The organism is Mesorhizobium sp. WSM4816, from assembly GCF_055811535.1.
On the sequence record NZ_JBVVQR010000002.1, the window covers coordinates 336979 to 358312 of the forward strand.

At 62.3% G+C, this 21334-nt stretch carries 22 protein-coding genes and 1 pseudogene; 16 read left to right on the top strand and 7 right to left on the bottom strand.

Annotated features, from left to right (window positions below):
• The first annotated feature begins 94 nt into the window (after positions 1 to 94).
• The 3 genes and pseudogenes from AC0L3H_RS03705 to AC0L3H_RS03715 all read left to right on the top strand — a co-directional run bounded on the left by AC0L3H_RS03705 (position 95) and on the right by AC0L3H_RS03715 (position 3255).
• Positions 95 to 1864: an acyl-CoA dehydrogenase gene (locus tag AC0L3H_RS03705; protein WP_473584541.1), complete on the top strand. Its 1770-nt coding sequence runs from the start codon at positions 95 to 97 to the stop codon at positions 1862 to 1864.
• 53 nt (positions 1865 to 1917) lie between these two features.
• Positions 1918 to 2670 carry a crotonase/enoyl-CoA hydratase family protein gene (locus AC0L3H_RS03710; protein WP_473584542.1) on the top strand — a complete coding sequence of 251 codons (753 nt, stop codon included), beginning with the start codon at positions 1918 to 1920 and terminating at the stop codon, positions 2668 to 2670.
• Between the two features lie 277 nt (positions 2671 to 2947).
• A pseudogene (locus tag AC0L3H_RS03715) lies at positions 2948 to 3255 on the top strand (type II toxin-antitoxin system RelB/DinJ family antitoxin).
• Between the two features lie 84 nt (positions 3256 to 3339).
• Here the strand turns inward: AC0L3H_RS03715 and pdxH are convergent.
• Positions 3340 to 3957: a pyridoxamine 5'-phosphate oxidase gene (gene pdxH, locus AC0L3H_RS03720; RefSeq protein WP_473491802.1), complete on the bottom strand. Its 618-nt coding sequence runs from the start codon at positions 3955 to 3957 to the stop codon at positions 3340 to 3342.
• A 41-nt stretch (positions 3958 to 3998) separates the two neighbouring features.
• Here pdxH and AC0L3H_RS03725 point away from each other — a divergent pair, with 41 nt between their 5' ends.
• The 6 genes from AC0L3H_RS03725 to AC0L3H_RS03750 all read left to right on the top strand — a co-directional run bounded on the left by AC0L3H_RS03725 (position 3999) and on the right by AC0L3H_RS03750 (position 9178).
• Entirely contained in the window at positions 3999 to 4475 is a 477-nt protein-coding gene (locus AC0L3H_RS03725) for an RT0821/Lpp0805 family surface protein (RefSeq protein ID WP_473584543.1), read from the top strand.
• 97 nt (positions 4476 to 4572) lie between these two features.
• Positions 4573 to 5493 carry a DnaJ C-terminal domain-containing protein gene (locus AC0L3H_RS03730; RefSeq protein WP_473491799.1) on the top strand — a complete coding sequence of 307 codons (921 nt, stop codon included), beginning with the start codon at positions 4573 to 4575 and terminating at the stop codon, positions 5491 to 5493.
• 349 nt (positions 5494 to 5842) lie between these two features.
• On the top strand, positions 5843 to 6592 hold the full coding sequence (locus tag AC0L3H_RS03735) for a hypothetical protein (RefSeq protein ID WP_473584544.1): 750 nt from the start codon (positions 5843 to 5845) through the stop codon (positions 6590 to 6592).
• Between the two features lie 168 nt (positions 6593 to 6760).
• Positions 6761 to 7561, top strand: coding sequence for a DUF1194 domain-containing protein (locus AC0L3H_RS03740; protein WP_473584545.1), 801 nt, complete (start codon positions 6761 to 6763; stop codon positions 7559 to 7561).
• Between the two features lie 156 nt (positions 7562 to 7717).
• Positions 7718 to 8536, top strand: coding sequence for an enoyl-ACP reductase FabI (gene fabI, locus AC0L3H_RS03745; RefSeq protein WP_473514711.1), 819 nt, complete (start codon positions 7718 to 7720; stop codon positions 8534 to 8536).
• 54 nt (positions 8537 to 8590) lie between these two features.
• Positions 8591 to 9178, top strand: coding sequence for a histidine phosphatase family protein (locus tag AC0L3H_RS03750; RefSeq protein ID WP_473584546.1), 588 nt, complete (start codon positions 8591 to 8593; stop codon positions 9176 to 9178).
• 37 nt (positions 9179 to 9215) lie between these two features.
• Here the strand turns inward: AC0L3H_RS03750 and AC0L3H_RS03755 are convergent, their stop codons facing one another.
• From AC0L3H_RS03755 to AC0L3H_RS03775, 5 genes are all read right to left on the bottom strand, one after another.
• On the bottom strand, positions 9216 to 9965 hold the full coding sequence (locus AC0L3H_RS03755) for an anti-sigma factor family protein (protein WP_473584547.1): 750 nt from the start codon (positions 9963 to 9965) through the stop codon (positions 9216 to 9218).
• 10 nt (positions 9966 to 9975) lie between these two features.
• Entirely contained in the window at positions 9976 to 10536 is a 561-nt protein-coding gene (locus AC0L3H_RS03760) for an RNA polymerase sigma factor (RefSeq protein ID WP_473584548.1), read from the bottom strand.
• 223 nt (positions 10537 to 10759) lie between these two features.
• On the bottom strand, positions 10760 to 11434 hold the full coding sequence (locus tag AC0L3H_RS03765; protein WP_473584549.1) for a response regulator transcription factor: 675 nt from the start codon (positions 11432 to 11434) through the stop codon (positions 10760 to 10762).
• Positions 11435 to 11560: 126 nt separating this feature from the next.
• Positions 11561 to 13162, bottom strand: a complete 1602-nt coding sequence (locus tag AC0L3H_RS03770; protein WP_473584550.1) for a sensor histidine kinase — start codon at positions 13160 to 13162, stop codon at positions 11561 to 11563.
• Positions 13163 to 13640: 478 nt separating this feature from the next.
• Positions 13641 to 13904: a DUF1344 domain-containing protein gene (locus AC0L3H_RS03775; protein WP_473584618.1), complete on the bottom strand. Its 264-nt coding sequence runs from the start codon at positions 13902 to 13904 to the stop codon at positions 13641 to 13643.
• A gap of 291 nt (positions 13905 to 14195) precedes the next feature.
• Between AC0L3H_RS03775 and aroC the strand changes: the two genes are divergently transcribed.
• Entirely contained in the window at positions 14196 to 15320 is a 1125-nt protein-coding gene (gene aroC / locus AC0L3H_RS03780) for a chorismate synthase (RefSeq protein WP_473584551.1), read from the top strand.
• Positions 15321 to 15434: 114 nt separating this feature from the next.
• Positions 15435 to 16535 carry a 3,4-dihydroxy-2-butanone-4-phosphate synthase gene (ribB, locus tag AC0L3H_RS03785; RefSeq protein WP_473584552.1) on the top strand — a complete coding sequence of 367 codons (1101 nt, stop codon included), beginning with the start codon at positions 15435 to 15437 and terminating at the stop codon, positions 16533 to 16535.
• Between the two features lie 60 nt (positions 16536 to 16595).
• Here ribB and AC0L3H_RS03790 read toward each other — a convergent pair whose 3' ends face one another.
• Positions 16596 to 17816, bottom strand: a complete 1221-nt coding sequence (locus AC0L3H_RS03790; protein ID WP_473584553.1) for an MFS transporter — start codon at positions 17814 to 17816, stop codon at positions 16596 to 16598.
• A 119-nt stretch (positions 17817 to 17935) separates the two neighbouring features.
• On the opposite strand from AC0L3H_RS03790, the gene AC0L3H_RS03795 reads away from it, so the two are divergent.
• The 5 genes from AC0L3H_RS03795 (at position 17936) to AC0L3H_RS03815 (ending at position 21251) form a co-directional block, all read left to right on the top strand.
• The gene (locus AC0L3H_RS03795) at positions 17936 to 18580 is read left to right on the top strand and encodes a TetR/AcrR family transcriptional regulator (RefSeq protein WP_473491780.1); all 645 of its coding nucleotides are present in this window, start codon (positions 17936 to 17938) and stop codon (positions 18578 to 18580) included.
• A 181-nt stretch (positions 18581 to 18761) separates the two neighbouring features.
• Positions 18762 to 19688 carry a histone deacetylase family protein gene (locus AC0L3H_RS03800; RefSeq protein ID WP_473584619.1) on the top strand — a complete coding sequence of 309 codons (927 nt, stop codon included), beginning with the start codon at positions 18762 to 18764 and terminating at the stop codon, positions 19686 to 19688.
• A 3-nt stretch (positions 19689 to 19691) separates the two neighbouring features.
• Positions 19692 to 19943, top strand: coding sequence for an exodeoxyribonuclease VII small subunit (locus tag AC0L3H_RS03805; protein ID WP_023799340.1), 252 nt, complete (start codon positions 19692 to 19694; stop codon positions 19941 to 19943).
• Between the two features lie 110 nt (positions 19944 to 20053).
• A complete protein-coding gene (locus AC0L3H_RS03810; protein WP_023799339.1) occupies positions 20054 to 20320 on the top strand; it encodes a DUF2277 domain-containing protein in 267 nt (88 codons plus the stop codon).
• Between the two features lie 10 nt (positions 20321 to 20330).
• Entirely contained in the window at positions 20331 to 21251 is a 921-nt protein-coding gene (locus tag AC0L3H_RS03815) for a pirin family protein (protein ID WP_473584554.1), read from the top strand.
• Positions 21252 to 21334 lie beyond the last annotated feature (83 nt).

The window sequence follows — 21334 nt, forward strand, 5'->3', positions numbered from 1 at the left end:
TTTACGTAAAAAGAAGGCGGGAGGCGACCCAAAAGCGAATGGTTTTGTGTCGGCACGGATATTAAGTTTCCCTGCCGGACGGAGGAGGAGCGGCATGTACCGGGCACCAGTCGAGGAAATCGCCTTCACGCTAAAGCATGTGGCGGGCCTGAAGCCGGCGCTTGACGCCGGCACCTTTGGCGACCTTGGCGAAGATCTCGTCGACGCCATTCTGGTGGAAGCCGGCCGCTTTGCCAGCGAAGAGGTCGCGCCGCTCTACAAGATCGGCGATGAACAAGGCGCGGTGCTGAGCGGCGCTGCCGTCACCATGCCGCCCGGCTGGAAGGAACTTTATGACCGCTGGATCGACGGCGGCTGGAACGCGCTGTCCGCGCCGGAGGAATTCGGCGGCCAGGCGCTGCCTACCATGCTGGGCGTCGCCGCGCTCGAAATGTGGAACTCCGCCGCCATGGCCTTCGGTATTGGCCCGACGCTGACCATGGGCGCGGTCGAAGCGCTCGACAAGCATGCTTCACCGGCGCTGAAGGCCAAATACCTGGAAAAGCTCGTCTCGGGCGAATGGACGGGCACGATGAACCTGACCGAGCCGCAGGCGGGCTCGGATCTGAATGCCTTGCGCGCCCGCGCCGAGCCGGCCGGCGACGGCACCTACCGCATCTTCGGCCAGAAGATTTTCATCACCTATGGCGAGCACGATCTTACCGACAACATCATCCATCTCGTGCTGGCGCGGCTGCCGGACGCGCCGGCCGGCACGCGCGGCCTTTCGCTGTTCCTGGTGCCGAAATTCCTGATCGGCGACGATGGCGCGCTTGGCGCACGCAACGACGTCTTCTGCTCCGGGCTGGAGCACAAACTGGGCATCCACGCCTCGCCGACCTGCACCATGATCTATGGCGACGGTTTCGAAGGGACCGCCCCCGGCGCGATCGGCTGGCTGATCGGCGAGGAAAACAAGGGCCTCGCCTGCATGTTCACCATGATGAACAATGCGCGGCTCGCCGTCGGGATGCAGGGTGTTGCGGTCGCCGAAACGGCCACGCAGAAGGCGCTCGCCTACGCCAATGACCGCCGGCAAGGCAAAGCCGCGAGCTATGATGGCAGCGGCATGGCGCCGATCGTCCATCACCCCGACGTGCAGCGCAATCTTCTGACCATGAAGGCGCTGACCCAGATTGCGCGCGCCATCAGCTATTGCTGCGCGCACGCCATCGACCATGCGCGCGTATCCGTCGGCGATGAAGCCGTCCATTGGCAGGAGCGCGCCAATCTGCTGACGCCGCTGGCCAAGGCCTTTTCCACCGATGTCGGCGTCGAGGTCGCCTCGCTCGGGCTGCAGGTTCATGGCGGCATGGGATACATCGAGGAGACCGGTTCGGCAGCACTTTATCGCGACGCGCGCATCGCGCCGATCTACGAAGGCACCAATGGCATCCAGGCGATAGACCTGGTGGCGCGCAAGCTGCCGCTTGGCGGCGGCGAGCATGTGCATGGCTACATCGCCGAACTGAAAGCCGTCGCCAATCAAGCGCGGACCTCGAACCTTCAAGGTTTTGGCCGCACCGCCGATGGCCTCGACCAGGCGCTCGATGATCTCAGCCAGGCGACGCGCTTCCTGCAGGGGCTGCTCGCCGACGGCCGCTCGGACGCGGCGCTGGCCGGCGCGACGCCGTATCTGCGGCTGATCTCGCTGGCGGCGGGCGGCGCCTATCTGGCGCGCGGCGCGCTTGCCGATCAAAGCCGCATCGCCGTTTGCCGTTTTTACGCCGAAAACCTGCTTGGCGAGGCGGGCGCGCTGAAGGAGCGTGTCATCGGCGGCGCCGACAGCCTTGCCACTGCCGGCCAGACACTGATTTCTGCCTGACAGCCACCAGGTTGACGTTTCACAAAAGCCCGGCGTTTCACAAAGGATCACCCGTGACAGACCACATCCTCGTCGAGCGCCAGGGCGCCATCCAGATCATCCGCATCAACCGTCCGGACAAGAAGAACGCCTTGACGCGGGCCATGTATGCAACAATGTCCAAAGCCCTTGCCGAGGGCGACGCCGATCCGGCGATCCGCGTCCATGTCTTCCTCGGTGTTCCAGGCGCCTTCTCGTCCGGCAATGACCTTGCCGATTTCATGGTCGTCGCCACCGGCGGCGAGGGCGGCACCGAAGTCTGGGATTTCCTGATGGCGCTTGCCAGGACGGAAAAGCCGATGATCTCCGGCGTCGACGGCATCGCGGTCGGCATCGGCACCACGCTCAACCTGCACTGCGACCTGACCTTCGCCACGCCGCGCACACTATTCCGCACGCCCTTCGTCGATCTCGGACTGGTCCCCGAGGCCGGGTCGAGCCTGCTTGCGCCGCAGATTCTCGGCCGGCAAGGCGCCTTCGCGCTGCTTGGCCTCGGCGAAGGCTTTTCGGCCGAGCGGGCGAAAGCCGCCGGACTGATCTACGCAGTGGTCGAGGAGAACGAACTCGAAGCCGCCGTGCTTGCCGCTGCCGGGCAGGTTGCGGCCAAGCCGCCGCAGGCGCTGAAGATCGCGCGTGACTTGATGCGCGGCTCGCGTGAAGACCTCGTTGCCCGCATCGGCCAGGAAAGCGAGCATTTTCGCGAGCGGCTCAAATCCGACGAGGCCCGCGCTGCCTTGATGGCCTTCATGACCAGGAAGAAGGGATAGCTGGACTATTAGTTCCCACCACGTCTTCGTCATCCCAGGGTCTGCGCCGCGTCGCTTCGCTCCTAGCTTTGCCCTGGGATGACGAAGGGAGGGATGTTTCAGCCAATCCTAGAGGTTTGCGATTGCCACTGAAATTGGCTGAGAGGAATTGTCGACGGTCGCTGCCGATCGGCGCAACCTGTCAAAACCACTGTGCAGAGGACCTAGACGCGCCGACCAAGAGCCTGGAATGTGTCATGCAAATGCATCACATTGTCTGCTAGAGAAGGAGACTGCCATGCCGTCTAACGCACTGGTCCAGACCCGAATTGACGCTGAGGTGAAGGAACGCGCCACGGCGGTTCTGGAAAACATGGGGCTCACGGTTCCGGTGCCGTCCGTATCTTGTTGACGCGCACCGCCAATGAGGGCGGCTTGCCGCTCGAACTTGTCAGCAACAGTGACGCCCATGATGCCTGGTTCCGGGCAAAAGTTCAGCAGGCGCTCGAGGATACGCGGCCGGACGTTGAAGACGCCGACGCCGAAACCCATTTTGCTGGACGGCGGGCGGCAGCGCTTCGCAAGGCGGAGGCAGGAGAGTCTTGAGGCTGGTCTGGGCGCGGTTTACCAAGGTGGTTCGGCAAGGATTGCCCCGGCCCCCTTGGTGAAGCCGCTTGATGGACCACCCGCTCAGGGATAAAGCCTTGTCTTGTCCCAGCCGCCCTCAGCGTTGCGCGAGAAGACAATGCGATCGTGCAGCCGGAAAGGCCGGTCGTGCCAGAACTCGATGGTCTGCGGCACGATGCGGAAACCCGACCAGTGTTTCGGCCGTGGGATCTCGCCGATCGCATGGCGCGCCGTGTATTCGGCAACGGCTTTTTCCAGTGCGAAACGGCTCTCCATCGGCCGCGACTGTTTCGACGCCCATGCCCCGATGCGGCTGCCGCGCGGACGCGTCGCGTAATACGCGTCCGCTTCCACATCGGTAACGATCTCCACCGGCCCCCGCGCACGCACCTGCCGGCGCAGCGATTTCCAGTGAAAGCACATCGCCGCCTTCATGCTGCCAAGAATCTCGCGGCCCTTGGCGCTCTCGAAATTCGTGTAGAACACAAATCCGCTTTCATCGAACCCCTTGAGCAGCACCATCCGCACGTTCGGCATGCCCTCGGCGTCGACGGTCGCCAGCGCCACGCTGTTGGGATCGTTGATCTCGCTCTTCGTCGCGTCGTCAAGCCATGCGGCAAACAGGCGGAATGGCTCGGCAGCCTCGGCAAAGTCACCGCTTGTTAACTCAGTTTCGCTCATAGTTTTTCCAAATTCTATTGCCGGCCGGGGGAGATTGCCGATTGTCGCGCATCGCGCAACTTTTTGACAGCAGGCAATGGCGCCTTATTGCTTCGGCCAGGGCCCAGGCTGCGGTCAAGTCGGCCGCGATTGTGCTGGTCGCCTCGCCGCTTGCCGCCTGCGGTGCCGGCGGCTTCAGTTTGGAGCAGGCGGAGGTCGACCGTACGATCCTGACCAGCAGCACGCCTGCCTCTGCCTTGCCGATCGACCAGGATCGCGCCTCGGACCAGGCGACGATCCGCAACGCGGTGTCTTCAGCCGATATCCAGGAACTTGGCGGGCAGGCCGTTCCGTGGGCGAATTCCGATACCGGTTCGCGCGGCTCGATCACCGAACTGGCGGAGTCCAGGGACAACGGCCAGCTTTGCCGCCGCTTCACCGCCTCACGCGAAAGCTTCGACGGCGTCGCCCTGTTCAAGGGTGAGGTGTGCCTGGCCGGCGCCGGCGCCTGGCGGATGCAGGACTTCAAAGCGCTCTGATTTTCCGCCATCATATGACCGCGCTACTGGAATTTCTTCCTATGCGAGCGCATATAGATGGCAATCGTGGACTCACTCCTTCTCCGGGACAGGAAGCATGCGCGACCCCTATGAGGTGCTGGGCGTTGCCAAGAACGCATCGGCCAAGGACATAAAATCGGCGTACCGCAAACTCGCCAAGGAGTATCATCCGGACCAGAATCCGGATCCCAAGGCGAAGGAGCGGTTTGCCGCGGCCAACCAGGCTTACGAGATCGTTGGCGACGAGAAGAACCGTGCGGCTTTCGATCGCGGCGAGATCGATGCCGAGGGCAAGCCGCGCTTTCAAGGCTTCGAGGGCGCCGCCGGCGGCGCCGATCCGTTCGCCGGTTTTCGCCGGCAGCAAGGGCCGGGCGGCTCGCGTTTCGAGTTTCGCTCAGGCCGTCCGAGCGGCGATCCGTTCGACGGCAGCAGCGACATCTTCAGCCAGATTTTCGGCGAGACTTTCTCTCGCGGCGCCGGCATGGGCGCCGGCCGGCAGGCGCCGTCCGGCGCCGACCTGAACGTGACGCTCGACATCACCATCGAAGAAGCGGCGACTGCCGAGAAGGTAACGGCGATGTTTCCCGACGGGCGCAAGGTCGCCGTCAAGCTTCCAGCCTATGTCGAGGACGGCCAGACCATCCGGCTGAAAGGACAGGGCGAGCAAGGGCCGGGGCAACCGGGCGATGCGCTGGTCAAGATCCGCTTCCGGCGGCATCCGCGCTACCGTGTCGAAGGCCGCGACCTCCACGCCGACCTGCCGATTGCGCTGGCGGATGCCGTGCTCGGTGCCAAGGTGGCGGTCGAAACGCCGACCGGCAAGGTTGCAGTCAATGTTCCCGCCTGGTCGAGCTCGGACAAGGTCCTGCGGCTGAAGGGCAGGGGCCTGCCGGAAAAAGTCGGCGGTCACGGCGATCTCTACGCGCATGTGCGGCTGATGCTGCCTGAGGGTGGCGACAGCGATCTCGAAGCGTTGATGCGCAACCACAAACGCTAGCCTGGCGCGTCAACAACGCGCGCCGCAAACGCTCCTGTCTCTCACCTGTCCGTCTTGTTCGACTGCAGGGCTCAGCCGCATTCCGCGACATCGCTCGATGGCGAACGCCCGCCCGCAACGTGGCCGGCTTGCGCCAGGCGGGTCAATCGCTCGTCGCCGAGAGCGTTTTCTTTTGCTCGGGCGGAATAAACCCGCGGCCGCCCCGTTTTCCATGCCATGCCGGACCGAACTCAGCCGGGCGGGCTGAACGTCGACGGGCGGTCCAGGAGCACGTCCCGCCGCAATCTGGACCTCTTGGTCGACTAACGAAATTGCCGTCAAACGAATAGCAACGAAGGAGCGCGTCGGATTGCTGGGTCATGCGTTATCGAGTTTGGAAAATGCGTTCGGGGAAATCCGGGCGATGTATCGAAACGACAGGCTCAGCAGGGTTTTCGCGCTGATAGTGATATGCCTGAATATCCTCGTCATCATCGTTCCATTCGCGATCGAGGCGCTTCGATCTGTTGGAATTTCACACTACGATCTGCCAGCGCGTCTCAACATCAGCAGGGATGGATCGCTGCCCGAGATGTTCAACTACGGGCAGGCCGCGCTTTGCGCCCTGTTTCTGTTCGGCGTCTGGCTTCGAACCAGGGAGCATATGTTTCTTGCCTGGTCCCTGATTTTCAGTTTTGTGACGCTCGACGACGCCACCCGTTTCCATGAGCGCGGCGGCCTGCTGCTGGCAGCGACATTCGACCTCGTTTCGCTGCCGGGCATGCGGGCTCGCGACACCGGGGAAATCATCACCTGGTCGGCGGTCGCGCTCGGCCTGCTGGCGCCGCTGTTGTGGTCATTCTGGCAAAGCAGACCGAGGCAACAAGCCCTCGGATCGGTGTTTTTGCTGCTGTTCGCGTGTCTTGTGGGTTATGCCGTGGTGGTTGACATGCTGCACTTCCTGACGGGCTCGAAGCTCGTTGGCTACGCGGAAGACGGCGGCGAGATGCTGTCGATTGCCGTCGCCTGTTGCTGTGCGTTCATCCTCTACCGCGGGCTGGGGCGTGATGCGGATCTTCACGCAATGGATCCGAGCCTGCCATTCTCAAAGCGGACATAACCGAATTGCGGAAACGGCCGCGCGAACAGGAGGAATAAGTTTGGCTCCGGCCCGTTACCCCCGGGATCATTCCGGGAGGAGCCAATGCTGTCGCACCTGTTTCCGTCCGTTCCAACGCGCTGGTTCCGGCGTCGTTCAGAACACCAGGGTGTGAAGTCGAAGCCTGCCATGCCGGCGAAACGTTGCCGCTGGCGCGCCCTTCACCTCGCCCTGCCACTGATGGTCTTCCTGTGCGGCGCTTCGCCAGCGGCCAACGCGGTCGTGCCGGGCACCGACGCCAATGTCGTCACAGCAATCGACGTATCGGACTCGATCGGCCGATATGAGGAATGGCTCCAGCAGGCCGGGCTCGTGCGGGCGCTCGTCCACCCCGACTTCCTGCGCGCCGCCACCGCCGGCCCGCGGCGTCGGATCGGGCTCGCCGTCTTCACATGGTCAAGCGATGGCAAGTTCGACCTGTTGGTGCCCTGGACCGTCATCGGCTCGGCCGAGGACGCCGCGCGCGTGTCTCAGGCGCTCGCTTCGGTGACGCTCATCGACCGAACCCATTACGGAGGCGGCGATATGGAGCAGGATCGCGACGGCGACGCTGATCCCGCTGCGATGCACGATCGTCTGACAGACATGTCGGAGGCGATCGACTTTGCTTCGCTCCTGTTGACGTCATCGCCGCACGCGACGGATCGCGCGGTCATGAACATCTGCGCCAACGGAACCGACAATTTCGCGGGCGGAACAGAATCCTCGCGAGACGCGGCGCTGGCGCAAGGTTTTACGATCAACGGATTGGTCCTGGGGCAGGATGCGGAACTTGCGCAATATTTCCGCTCCAACGTGATCGGCGGTCCGGGAGCGTTCGCCATGGACATCTCGGATGCGAAAGACGCCGGTGAATTCATGACAAGGAAACTTGTTCGCGACCTCTTGGCGTCGGCGCCGGCAGATGCGCCTCGTTTCAGGATCGAGTGACCGCTTCGACGCACAACTACGCTTGCAGAACTGCCGCATGGTATCCAGGTCGGAAGGTCAGCCGGGCGGGCACCGTCCGTTTTGAGCGCTTGAAGGGGCTCTGTGCCTGTGCGATAGCCACTTCACGAAGCAGCAAATCTTGCGGAGAGCGCTCACATGGCGGGTGGACAAGGCATTATGGCCGGCAAGCGCGGGCTTGTCCTTGGCGTCGCGAACAATCGGTCGATCGCCTATGGCATCGCCAAGGCCTGCGTCGACCATGGCGCCGAAATCGCGCTGACCTATCAGGGCGAGGCGTTCAAGAAGCGCGTCGAGCCGCTGGCGGCGGAACTCAACGCCCATGTCGCCGGCCATTGCGATGTGACCGATCCGACAACGCTCGATGCGGTATTCGACGACATCGCCAAGCGTTGGGGCAAGCTCGATTTCCTCGTCCACGCCATCGCCTTTTCCGACAAGGACGAGCTGACAGGCCGCTATGTCGAGACGACGCGCGACAATTTCCTGCGCACGATGGACATTTCGGTGTTTTCCTTCACCACCATCGCCAAGCGCGCCGAGGCGCTGATGACCGATGGCGGCTCGCTGCTGACGTTGACTTACTACGGTGCGGAAAAAGTGATGCCGCACTACAACGTCATGGGTGTTGCCAAGGCGGCGCTCGAAGCCAGCGTGCGCTATCTGGCGGTCGACCTTGGCGCCAGGAAAATCCGCGTCAACGCCATCTCCGCCGGTCCGATCAAGACGCTGGCAGCCTCCGGCATCGGCGATTTTCGCTACATCTTGAAGTGGAACGAATACAATTCGCCGCTAAAGCAGACGGTGACGCAAGAGGAGGTCGGCGATTCTGCGGTCTATTTCCTTTCAAACCTTTCACGCGGCGTCACCGGCGAGGTCCACCATGTCGATTCCGGCTACCATGTCGTCGGCATGAAGGCGGTCGACGCGCCTGATATTTCGACCGTCAAGGAATAGACCCGCCTCGAATATACTCTCCCGCACGCTCTCGACCGCTCTCCGGATGACCTGATGTATCCGCTCGTCTACATCGCGCGCCATGGCCAGACGGTATGGAACGCCGAGTCCCGGCTGCAAGGACAGGCCGACACCGATCTCAACCCGCTCGGCCGCGAGCAGGCGACCGGCAATGGCCGTCGACTGGCCGAACTCGTTGATAACCCCGAAGATTTCGATTTTGTCGCCAGCCCGATGCGGCGAACGCGTGAGACCATGGAACGCATTCGCATGGCGATGGGAATCGATCCCCAAGCTTACCGCTCCGATCCCCGCCTTGTCGAAATGAGCTTCGGCGACTGGCAGGGTTTCACCTTTCCCGAACTCGAGGCCCGGCATCTCGGCTCGGCCAGGGAGAGGCGCCTCGACAAGTGGAATTTCCTGCCGCCCGGCGAGGGCGCCGAAAGCTATCAAATGCTGCTCGAACGGGTAAAGCCGTGGTTCGACGCGCTGGACCGCCGGACGGTCTGCGTGACCCATGGCGGCGTCGTGCGCGTCCTGTTCCGCATGGTGCTGGGGATGCCCGAGAAAGAAGCCGCCAGGCTGAATGTGCCGCACGATCGCTTGCTCAGGCTGGAGGGCCGAAGCCTGGACTGGCTCTAATGCATGTCGCCCAAAAGCATGCCCACGGGCCCGCCTTCTACGGGCCCAACGATCTCAATGCCGCCGCCTCGTCTTCCCGTGACAGAGGCTCATGCGCTCCAGTTGCCGCGAGATAGGAATCGAGCGCTTCCGTAGACGAGGCCGGTGCATATCCGCCATCGCGTGCGGGCGCAACGACGGCAAAACTCACCGCCCAACCATGATCCGAGTGGCACGCCACGGATATGACGGTCGAGCGGTTGGCGGAATCGATTTCAAATTCGCGGCACAAGGAACCGGTTCCATCGCGAAACGTGGCTACGGCACGGATCCTGTCGGTGGAGCCTGCCAGCACGGTTTCTTCGCCGGACGCCACCTGCCCGAGCGCCTCTGAAAGAGGGCTGTCCTGCCCTGCCACCTCAAGTCCATGCGGCTGGTTTTGGCTGGCAAGCCCAAAAAAATATCCGCCGAACCCAAAAACGACTGCAACCAGCGAAGCAGCCAGCGGCATGATCCAGGATGCCTGGGGGCGCCGCATCGCCTGATTGTCCCTCGCCCTGAAGGCAACGACACGCGCGCCCTCGCTGGCGTGCGATGGAACGCTGCGCCGCTCGGCCTCGTCGATCATTCGCTGCACCGACTGGCTGAGCCGGTCGGGAACGGGTTCATCGAGAACCGGCATCAGTGCCTCTTTGACCTGAATGCGGGTTTCCAGGAACAGGGCGACCCGGCTGGCGATATCCGGCTGCATGGCTTTCTCGATGGCTGCGACAGTCGCGTCGTCAAGTTCGCCGTCTGCAAAGGCCATGAGCGTTTCGTCAGCAAACTCGCATCTTATCATTTCTGTTCTCGCCCTTCATGACCGGTGAACGTGGCAAGTCGGGATTTATTCCGACTGCCTCGGCGAGATTCTTTCTGGCGCGCGCCAGCCGGCTCATCACCGTTCCGATCGGGATCCCGAGAACGCCGGACGCCTCCCTGTAGGAAAGGTCCTCGACGCAGACCAGGAGAATGACTTCGCGCTGATCGTCCGGCAGGTCGGTGATCGCCTGGGCAACGCTGTTAAGGGTAAAGCGTGCTTCGACATCTCGCTCGCCACAGGCGCCGACGAGGTCCTGCCGTTGCTCGATGTCCTCCTGCGGCCCGGCCGTGCGCTGCCTTCTGATGTGGTCAATCCACAAATTTCGCAGGATCCGGAACAACCACGCATCAAAACGGGTTCCAGGTTCAAAGCGCCCGGTGTTGGCAAGCGCGCGTTCGCAGGCCGCCTGCACCAGATCGTCGGCAAGATCGCGGGAACGGCAAAGGGAAATCGCAAAACGGCGCAGGTTCGGAAGAAATGCAACAAGCTGCTTTCCGAATTGATCAGTCTCAATCACGTCGAAGTTTCCGGTTTCTTGAGGACCGAGCGAAGTCAACCGCCTCCGCACGCATTCGGGGTGGGTCGGTATCTTCATGTGGCAGCATATGACCACGGCGGCTAAACCAGCGTGGGAGTCCGGCTAGATTTCGGAAAGGCCAGGATTAGACTATGGCAAGCATCAGGTTAGAGCTTGGTGAGAGAACTGCCTATTTCCTGAAAACGAAGGTGACCCGCTGGCTTCAAGCCGATATCACGTAGCCGAAGCCCCGCACGGTTTTTATGAGCGGCTTTTCGTCCACGCTTTCGATCTTGCTGCGAAGGTAGCGGATGTAGACATCGACCACCTTCGTTTCCGGGTCGAAGCTCAGATCCCAAACATTGTTGAGCAGCCGGGTTCTGCTGATCACAGCGCCGGAGTGCGACATCAGATACGCGAGAAGCCTGAATTCCTTGGCCGTAAGGCTGATCTCGCGTTCGCCGCGCCAGACCTTCTTGCCGACCGGATCAAGCGCCAGATCGCCAACCCTGAGGACCGGGTCCGTGCCTGTGCTGGAGCCGCGGCGAAGCAGCGCCTCCATGCGCGCGATCAGCTCGTCGAAGGCGAAAGGTTTGGTCAGGTAGTCGTCGGCGCCCCCCTTCAGCCCTTCGACCTTGTCCTGCAGGCTGTCTCTGGCCGTGAGCATCAGGACAAGATGCTGGTGCTGCTCGCGCCGCAGCATGCGACATACTTCGAGGCCGTCGATTCCTGGAAGCATTCGGTCGAGAACGATCAGCGAATATGGCGTCTCCCGCACCATCGCCAGCGCATCCCCGCCACTGTCGGTCACGTCGACAACGTAACCCTCGGCTTCGAGCCCTCGCTTGATGAAGCCGACGATGCGATCGTCGTCCTCTACCAGCAGAATCCTTGACATTTACACCACCTTCTCCCCGGGTCGTATTGCGGGAGTCAGAGAATTCCCCGCCTCGCGGTGGGCGGGGTCATTCCGCCGAGCTCCCGCCTCAACTATCGTAATCCAGGAAACGAAGGAGGTCGTTGTTTATTCCGAGCCGGTTTTTGCACGCAGCCTCTTTTTCAGAACGACCACGGCGGCACCTGCGTTCGCATCCGCAGACGCGGTTGCGTCAGCATGTGGAAGCCTGACCACGACCTCAGTGAAAGACCCGACCTCGCTCGTGAGCGCAATCTCGCCACGATGCTTTTCGATGAGCCATTTCGCGATCGCCAGACCGAGGCCACTGCCAAGTTGGCGCGACGCCCTTGGGCTTCGGCCACGGTAAAATCGCTCGAACACCTTTGGTATTTCCTCGGCTGGAATGCCCAAACCCTTGTCGCGTATCGCAATCTCCGCATGCCCGTCCATAACGGTCATGCTCAAGTTCACCGAGCGATCGCGCGGAGAATATTTTATGGCATTGTCCAGAATTATCACGAGAGCCTGTTTGAGCCGCTGCGCGTCGGCTGTGATCCAGACCGGACGGGTGCTGTAGGTCGCCTTGATCGAGATGCCCTTGACGCGCCCCAGGATTTCGCCCTCGTGGACCGCATCGGCGACGATAGTAACGAGGTCCGTTCGGCGCGGCTCGAAACGTATTGTATCGGTTTCCGAACGAGAAAGGAAAACGCGATCGTCGACGAGGCGTCCCATCTCCAGGCTCTGAGTGACAATCCGTTCGAGCGCATCGCGGTACACTGCCTCTGGCTTTGAACCATGGCGCAGCGGAATTTCCGCTTCACCGCGAAGCGCCGTCAGTGGAGTGCGCAGTTCATGGCTGATGTCGGCGAGGAACTGGACGCGCAACCGGTCGAGCTCCGTCAACCGCTGGTTCGCCGCGGCAAGCTCTGCGGTCCGTGCGGCAACTTGCTGCTCGAGTTCTGCTTTGGCGTTGAGCAACCGGTCGCGCTGGTCTTGCTGGTGCGTGGCCATTTCGTTGAACCGCTTGGCGAGCGCACCAAGTTCGTCGCGGCCATCAAAGGCGATCCGGTGGTCGAGATCACCACGACTGATCGCCTCTGTGCCTTCGGTCAGCAGGCTGATCGGGCGCATCAATGATCGGGCGAGAAGGAAAGCGGCAACAAAGCAGAGAACCACAGCAGCCAATGCAAGCGCGGCCGTCATCCAGGTCAGGCGTCGCCACAGTGCTTCTGCCTGCAGTTCGGTTCGCACAACCTCTTCCTCTTCGTCGCGCCGCGCGGCTTCCAGGATGTTTTCGAACTCGGCGTCGAAACGATTCTCGATGTCCCGGCGAAAAATCCTGACCGCGTCCTCCTGGCGCCCCTGGTTGCGAAGATTGATTGCGTCCGACGTGGCTTTGGCGATTTCTCCGTAGAGCGTGCGCATCCGCGTGATGCGGAAGATCTCGTCACCGCTGTCCTCCTGTTCGCTGCTGCGTCCGAGAAACTCGGCTTCTCCCCTGGTCAGCTGCGCGAGCTTTTCGAATCCTGCCTCAAGCTCGGCGCGGGCGCTCTCGTAGTCGGGACGCTCCGGCTCGCCAATCAACAGGAACTCGGCGATCTGCTCGGAATATCGGTTGGCGTTGACCGTAAGCGCGGTGACGGCTTCCAGCTGGTTGTTGGCCCATTGCACGCGCTGCGTGTAGTAGGTTGTCGAGCGAATGGTGATGTAGACGATAGCCGCCATAATCACGACTGCCCCCACAACAATGAGCTGAAATACAAGAATGCGAGACCTGATGCCCATCGGTGTCCATCGGCGTTGAGAACCCGAAACCGATCGGATTCAAGAATACCCCCTTCGCGGCAGAGAAGGCCACCGTGCAGGATGGCTCGCGCAGATCGGCGCAACATTTCCGCGACGCCGTTTCAGCACGGAGCAACCATAGAGGACCCGCTATTAAGGATACGAGAGATTCAGGTTAGAAATTGGTGAGAATGCAGTCCTGCCGTCCGAATTTAGCGACTTCACCCCGTGAGAGGCTAAGTCCAGCCGGACGCCGCAAGCCGAGGCAAGACTGGCTTGCCGGGTTTGATCGGGCGCAGAGTTGAAGCTTTCGCGGGTGACTTGCAAGTCACTTGCGAAACCGCCAGGAACCGAGACCCATCGCGGAACTGGTCGCGTTGCTCGCGAGAATAGCCAGCACCGCCCAGACTGAATGAGTCTATTCGGTTGAATCGCTATCCGGCAATTGCATGTCGGTGATGATGTTCTCGCCGTTTGTCTCGTCGTAGGCGATCACGATGTCCATGCCGGGTTTCAGCGCTTCGAGATCGGTTTCGGCGTTCAGCTTGTAGGATTGGCCGTCGTCGAGTGTCAGCGTCAACGTCTCCTTGTCGATCTCTTTAATCAGGCCTTCGGTCTGGCCGGCAAAGGCGGCGGTGGAAATCAGCAACATGGCGGCAACGGCGCCGATCGGGATACGCATCATCGTCCTCTTATCATTGCGCCGGCACAGTGGCGGCGGGTGTTCAACAGACGGTGTTCAACAGACGGGTCGAGGGAAGCAGAAACCAACCGAATGTGTCAAAACTAAATCCGCCAGATCACAGTTTGACCGCTGCGGAAAACGCCAATAGAACGCAGCTACGGCGCCGCGCGTCCTAACGCAGAAACGACGCTGTGGCACTTTTGATTTTGCGCATGATCCTTCCCGAAAATCGCTCCGATTTTCAGGGTCATGCGCTAAGCCGGCTCGGTGCCGGCAGGGCTGGTTTTCATGTCTCACAATACGTTTGGCCATCTTTTCCGCGTCACCACCTGGGGCGAAAGCCATGGCCCAGCGCTCGGCTGCGTCGTCGACGGCTGTCCGCCCGGCCTCCGCTTCACGCGCGCCGAGGTCCAGGCCGAACTCGACAAGCGCCGCCCGGGTCAATCGCGTTTTGTGACGCAGCGTCGCGAACCAGACGAGGTCAAGATCCTGTCCGGCTTCATCCTGGATGACGACGGCGAGACCATGATCACCACCGGCACGCCGGTGTCGATGCTGATCGAGAATGTCGACCAGCGCTCCAAGGACTATGGCGAAATCGCCCGCCAGTACCGGCCTGGTCATGCCGATTACACCTACGATGCCAAATACGGCCTGCGCGACTATCGCGGCGGCGGCCGTTCTTCGGCGCGCGAGACAGCGGCGCGGGTGGCGGCCGGAGCCTTGGCCCGCAAGGTCGTGCCCGGCATGATCGTGCGCGGCGCAATGGTGTCGATGGGGGAAAAATCGATCGACCGCGCCAACTGGAACTGGAATTTCGTTGGCGACGCCGAAAATCCATTCTTCACGCCCGATCCGGCATCGGTCGCCGTCTTCACCGCATATCTTGACGGCATCCGCAAGGCGGGTTCCTCGGTCGGCGCGGTAATCGAGATCGTCGCCGACGGCGTTCCGGCAGGCCTGGGCGCACCGATCTACGCCAAGCTCGACCAGGACATTGCCTCGGGCTTGATGTCGATCAATGCCGTCAAGGGTGTCGAGATCGGCAACGGCTTCGAGGCCGCCCGCATCACCGGCGAAGAAAATGCCGACGAGATGCGTATCGGCAATGACGGCCAGCCGGTCTTCCTGTCCAACAATGCCGGCGGCATCCTCGGCGGCATCTCCACCGGCCAGGCGATCGTCGCGCGCTTCGCCGTCAAGCCGACCTCGTCGATCCTGACCCCGCGAAAGTCGATCGACAAGGACGGCAACGACGTTGAGATCATGACCAAGGGCCGGCACGATCCGTGCGTCGGCATCCGCGCCGTGCCGATCGGCGAGGCGATGGTTGCCTGCGCGATCGCCGATCACTATTTGCGTCATCGGGGACAGACAGGGAGAGGAGAGGGCAGTAAGGCAGTAGGGCAGTAGGGCAGTAGGGCAGTATGTTATCCCGCCTAAGCAGCCAATTTTATCCTTTTCCCTAATCCCTTACTGCCTTACTGCCTTACTGCCCTATTCCCTGCGAGAGCGAAGCGAGCGTCCATGCCTTACGACCAGAAGAAGATCGTCGAAGCCCTGCGCGCCTTCGAACGCGGCGAGATTGTCGTCGTCATGGATGATGACGGGCGCGAGAACGAGGGCGACCTGATCGTCGCCGCCGTCCATTGCACGCCGGAAAAGATGGCGTTCATCGTCCGCAATACCTCTGGTATCGTCTGCACGCCGATGCCGCGCGACGAGGCCAAGCGCCTCAACCTGTCGCCGATGGTCGCCGACAATGACTCGGCCCACACCACCGCCTTCACCGTCAGCGTCGATTTCAAGCACGGCACCACGACGGGCATTTCGGCCGACGACCGCACATTGACCGTGCGCAACCTTGCCAACGGCAATGTCGGCGCCTCCGATTTCGTCCGCCCCGGCCACATCTTTCCGCTGATTGCGCGCGAAGGCGGTGTGCTGATGCGTTCGGGCCATACAGAGGCTGCGGTCGATTTGTGCAAGCTTGCCGGCCTGCCGCCGGTCGGTGTCATTTCTGAGCTGGTCAATGATGACGGCACCGTGATGCGCGGCCCGCAGGTGCAGGCCTTCGCCGAAAGGAACGGTTTGAAGCAGATTTCGGTCGCCGACCTCATCGCCTATCGCCAGCGTAAGGAAACGCTGGTCGAGCGTGTCGCCTGTTCGGAGATCGATACGCCCGGCGGCAAGGCGCAGGTGTTCACCTACACGCTGCCCTGGGATTCCATGCACCATGTGGCGATCGTCTTCGGCGACATCCGCGACGGCGAGGAGGTGCCCGTGCGACTGCATTCCGAGGATGTTGTGACTGACGTTTTCGGCACCGGCCACAGGCTGGACGGCATCATGAAATCGATGGGCGAGCGCCGGCGCGGCGTCATCGTCTATCTGCGCGAAGGTTCCGTCGGCGTCGCCCATCAGGAGCGCAACCGGCCGGCTGCCGGCGACCGCGAGGACCATGAAGAGGCGCGCCGCCGCGAAAGCGAATGGCGCGAGATCGGCCTGGGCGCGCAAATCTTGAAGGATCTGGGCATTTCCTCGATCAACCTGATCGCCTCGCGCGAACGCCACTATGTCGGCCTCGAAGGCTTTGGCATCCATATCGCCAAGACCGAAATTCTTTAGGGCTGGTTTAGCGGATCGCCGGCATGCGTCCGGTCCCGCTTGGCACCGGACGCATGGAGACTATTCGGCAGGAACCGCGGCGGCGTTGCGCGCGGGGATGTCAGAATTCGTGGCAAGGCTGCGCTGGCCGGCGAGCACGGTGACCAGCGCGACAGTGCCCGCCGCCACCGACACCAGGAAGCCGCTCTGTGCACCGAAGGCGTCCACCACCCATCCGGCGGCAAAGGAGCCGAGCGCCATGCCGATGCCAATGCCGGTCATGACCCAGGTCACGCCCTCGGTAAGCATCGCCTCCGGCACGCGCCGCTCGATCAGGCCGAATGCCGTGATGAAGGTCGGCGAGATCGCCACACCGCTAACGAAGACAGCCAGCGCCAGAAGCGGCACCGTGTCTGCGACAAGCAACGGCAGCGTGGTGAGCGCGATGATGCCGATCGCGATGGCAAGCTGAATTTGCAGCGGTGTTTTCAGGTTCAGAGCGCCAAGGACGATGCCGACGACGAACGATCCGAGGGCATAGACGCCGATGACGAGGCTGGCGGCGCCCGGCTGGCCGAGCTCCTTGGTGATCGCCACGGTGCTCACCTCGGTGGTCGCGAAGGTCGCGCCGATGAAGATCAGGGCCAAGGTGATGATTTGGACCGGCCGCAGGCGGATTGCCGATCCGCGCGAACCCTGGTCGACCGGTCGCACGCGCGGCTCGGTCGAGCGCTGCAGGATGAGGGCTGTCGAGCCGAAGGCGAGGAACAATGTGCTCGCCAGCATTCCCGCTTCCGGGAAAAGCGCGACACTCAGGCCGACCGACAGCGAAGCCCCGGCGATGTAGACCAGCTCGTCCGCCGCCGATTCGAAGGCGAACGCCGTGTTCATCTCGGGGCGATCCCGGAAGAGCTCTGTCCAGCGCGCGCGCACCATCGCTGGGATGCTGGGCATAGCGGCGGCCAGCAGCGCTGATACGAACAGTGTCCATATCGGCAAGTCCTGATTGGCCGCCGCAATCAGCACCACGAAAGCGAGCACGGAAATGACAGTGGTGGGCGCCACAATCCGCGCCTGGCCGAGGCGGTCCACCAGTCGCGATATCTGCGGCGCGACAAAAGCATTGGCCAGCGCATATGTCGCGGAGACGGCGCCGGCCAGCCAGTACTCGCCGTGCGTCTGCGACAGCATCGCGACGATTCCGATCGGAGCCATGGCCATCGGCATCCGGGCGACGAAGCCGGCTGCAGCGAAGCCCTTGGCTCCCCTTGCCTTGAATATTTCGCGATAAGGATTGGGCATGGGAACACTCCTGGATTTTTGAGGCCGAGCCACTTATATACGTGGCGTATGCAAATCAGATAATGACATACGACGCGTATGTCAAATAATATACGAGACGTATGTGAAGGAATGGGCGAATGGGGCACAAACCACGCAGGGAGATGATCGCCGAAACCCGCGCCAAACTGGTCGCGGCGGCGCGCCATGCCTTTGGCACTGTCGGCTATGCCGAGGCCTCGATGGACGACTTCACCGCATCGGCCGGGCTGACGCGCGGCGCGCTTTATCATCACTTCGGCGACAAGAAGGGCCTTCTCCAGGCGGTCATCGCCGAGATCGACGCGGAGATGTTGGCCCGGTTGAAGATCGTCTCAGTCAGGGCGGACACTCTCTGGCAGGGCTTTGTCGACGAATGCACCGCCTATATCGAGATGGCGCTGGAGCCGGAGATCCAGCGTATTGTCCTTCGCGACGGACCGGCGGTGCTCGGCGATCCTTCGCAATGGCCGAGCCAGAACGAATGCATCCGCTCGATGAGCGAGAACCTTCAAAAGCTGAGGGACGAGGGAACCATCGTTGCCGTTGATCCCGAAGCCGCAGCAAGGCTGGTCAGCGGCGCCTCGCTACATGCCGCGCAGTGGATCGCAAATTCGGAAAATCCAGAAGCGACGTCGAAAAAGGCGGTGAAGGCGTTCAACGTGCTTTTGGAGGGACTGCTCAGGCAAGGCCGCAGCACTGGTCGTCCACAAGCACCGGCTGAGGTGGACAAATCGCCGGCCTGAGCCTGTCTCAAGACCACCAAAGGCAAGGCGCGACCTCGGATGGGACGGGCGAAGCGCGCCTCAAGATTCGGGCAGCTCGCGCCGGACCCAACCAGCACCCAACGCCTAAACCCTGTTGAACGTCTGCCTTTGCCGGTTGCAAAACATGGTCAAAGCCGCCGGGCGCGCCTATATCGAGGGCATGGTCACAAGGCTTTATACCCACCCGATCTTCCTCGAGCATATAACGCCGCCCGGTCATCCGGAGCGGCCGGACCGCCTGCGCGCCATCGAGCGCGTGCTCGACGACGAGGCCTTTGCGGCCCTTGATCGTGCCGAGGCGCCGGAAGGCGACGAGGCCACCATCCTCTACGCACACCCGCAGGAATTCGTCGAACGAGTCCGCGCTTTGATGCCGGACACCGGTATCGCTCGTGTCGACGCCGACACCACCGCCAGCCCGAAAAGCTGGCAGGCGGCCGTCACGGCGATCGGCGCTGCCAACGCCGCCGTCGACGATGTCTTTCGGGGCGACGTAGCCAATGTCTTTGTCGCCGCCCGGCCGCCCGGCCACCACGCCGAAAAGACCACGTCCATGGGCTTCTGCCTGTTCAACACCGCGGCGATCGCAGCGCGCTACGCGCAAAGGCAGCACCAGGCCGAGCGTGTTGCCATCGTCGACTGGGACGTCCACCACGGCAATGGCACGCAGGATATTTTCTGGGACGATCCGTCGGTGCTCTATTGCTCGACGCACCAGATGCCGCTTTACCCGGGGACCGGGGCGGTGAGCGAAACCGGCGCCGGCAACATCGTCAACGCGCCGCTGGCGCCACGGACCGGCAGCGAGGTTTTCCGCGACGCTTTCCTGTCGCGGATCTTGCCGGCGCTCGACAATTTCGCGCCCGACCTCATCATCATTTCCGCCGGCTTCGACGCGCACCACCGCGATCCGCTGGCCGAGATCAACCTGACCGAGGACGATTTCGACTGGGCAACCGGCCAGTTGATGCAGCGCGCCGGTCGCCACAGCGACAACCGGCTCGTCAGCCTGCTCGAGGGCGGCTACGATCTGCAGGGATTGGCATTTTCGGTCGCCGCCCATGTCGGGCGACTGATGAAAGGATAGACGATGGCTGGTGAGAGCAACGAAGACGTCAAGGCGATGAGCTTCGAGCAGGCGCTCGACGCGCTGGAGAAAATCGTCGATGATCTGGAGCGCGGCGACGTGCCGCTCGACCAGTCGATCCGCATCTATGAGCGCGGCGAGGCGCTAAAACTCCATTGCGACCGGCTGCTCAAGGCGGCCGAGGACAAGGTCGAGAAGATCAGGCTTTCGCGCGACGGCAAGCCGGTGGGGACCGAGCCGCTGGATGCGGAGTAAGGCACGGTCCCGGACGATAATTTCGCCGGGCGGCTTTTCGACATGATCATGATTGAGGATAATACTCATCCCGCTTGAAACGTCTCCAGGACGAGAGGAGATTGCGAACGATGTGCAGAAACATCAAGACCCTGTTCAATTTCGATCCGCCGGCAACCGATGACGAGGTCCGCGATGCCGCACTTCAGTTTGTCCGCAAGCTGAGCGGAACGACACGGCCGTCGAAACAGAACCAGCATGCGTTCGATCACGCCGTCGAGGCCATAGCCGCGTCTGCGCGCGAATTGCTGGACAGCCTCGAGACGACACAGCATCCGCGCAATCGCGACGAGGTGGCGGCCAAGGCGAAAGCCAGGTCTGCACTCCGCTTCGCCTGAGGAAGGCCGCATGAGCTTCTTCCCCGGAAACGACCCTCTGCCCGGTGACGCCTTCGCCAGCGACCAGATCGAACTGATGGTTATTCCGAACGCCAAGGACATTGGCGGCTTTCAGGTTCGCCGTGCCTTGCCGACCGCCAGGCGTCGGCTGGTCGGTCCCTTCATCTTCTTCGATCGCATGGGACCGGCGATTTTGCGGGCCGGTCAGGCACTCGATGTCCGCCCGCATCCCCATATCGGCCTGTCGACGGTCACTTACCTGTTCGACGGCAAGATCAGGCATCGCGATTCGCTCGGCACCGAAATGGTCATCCAGCCCGGCGACGTGAATTTGATGACCGCCGGTCGCGGCATCGTTCATTCCGAGCGTACGCCGCAGGAGCTGCGCGGTGCGCCGATGTCGGTTTCCGGCCTGCAGACATGGCTGGCGCTGCCGGACGATAAGGAGGAGGTCGACCCGATCTTCGAGAATACGGCGGCCATGCGTCTGCCCGAGATCGACGCTGAAGGCGTCAGCGGACGCGTTGTCATTGGCGCGTTTTCCGGGTTGCGGTCACCGGTCGTGACCGCTTCGGACACGCTCTATGCAGACCTCAGCCTGGCGCCCGGCGCCAGCGTGAAAATCCCAGCCGATGCCGAGGAGCGCGCCATCTATGCGTTGGAAGGCGAGGTTTCGATCTCCGGTGACCGCTTTCCGGCAGAGCGGCTGCTGGTGTTCCGGCCCGGCGACGAGATCGTCGTGTCGTCGGAGGGTGGGGCGCATTTCATGCTGTTCGGCGGCGCCTCGCTCGGCTCCAAGCGCTACATCTGGTGGAATTTCGTGTCATCGTCGAAGGAACGCATCGAACAGGCGAAAGAAGAATGGAAGACAGGCCGTTTCGATATCGTTCCGGGAGATGAAGAAGAGTTCATTCCGCTGCCGGACAATTAGAGCGACGCGCCGTTTTTGACGCGTAAACGAAACCCTAACAGTTTGAAGCTATGCCGCGTCACTCGCACGCATTTACATTCGCC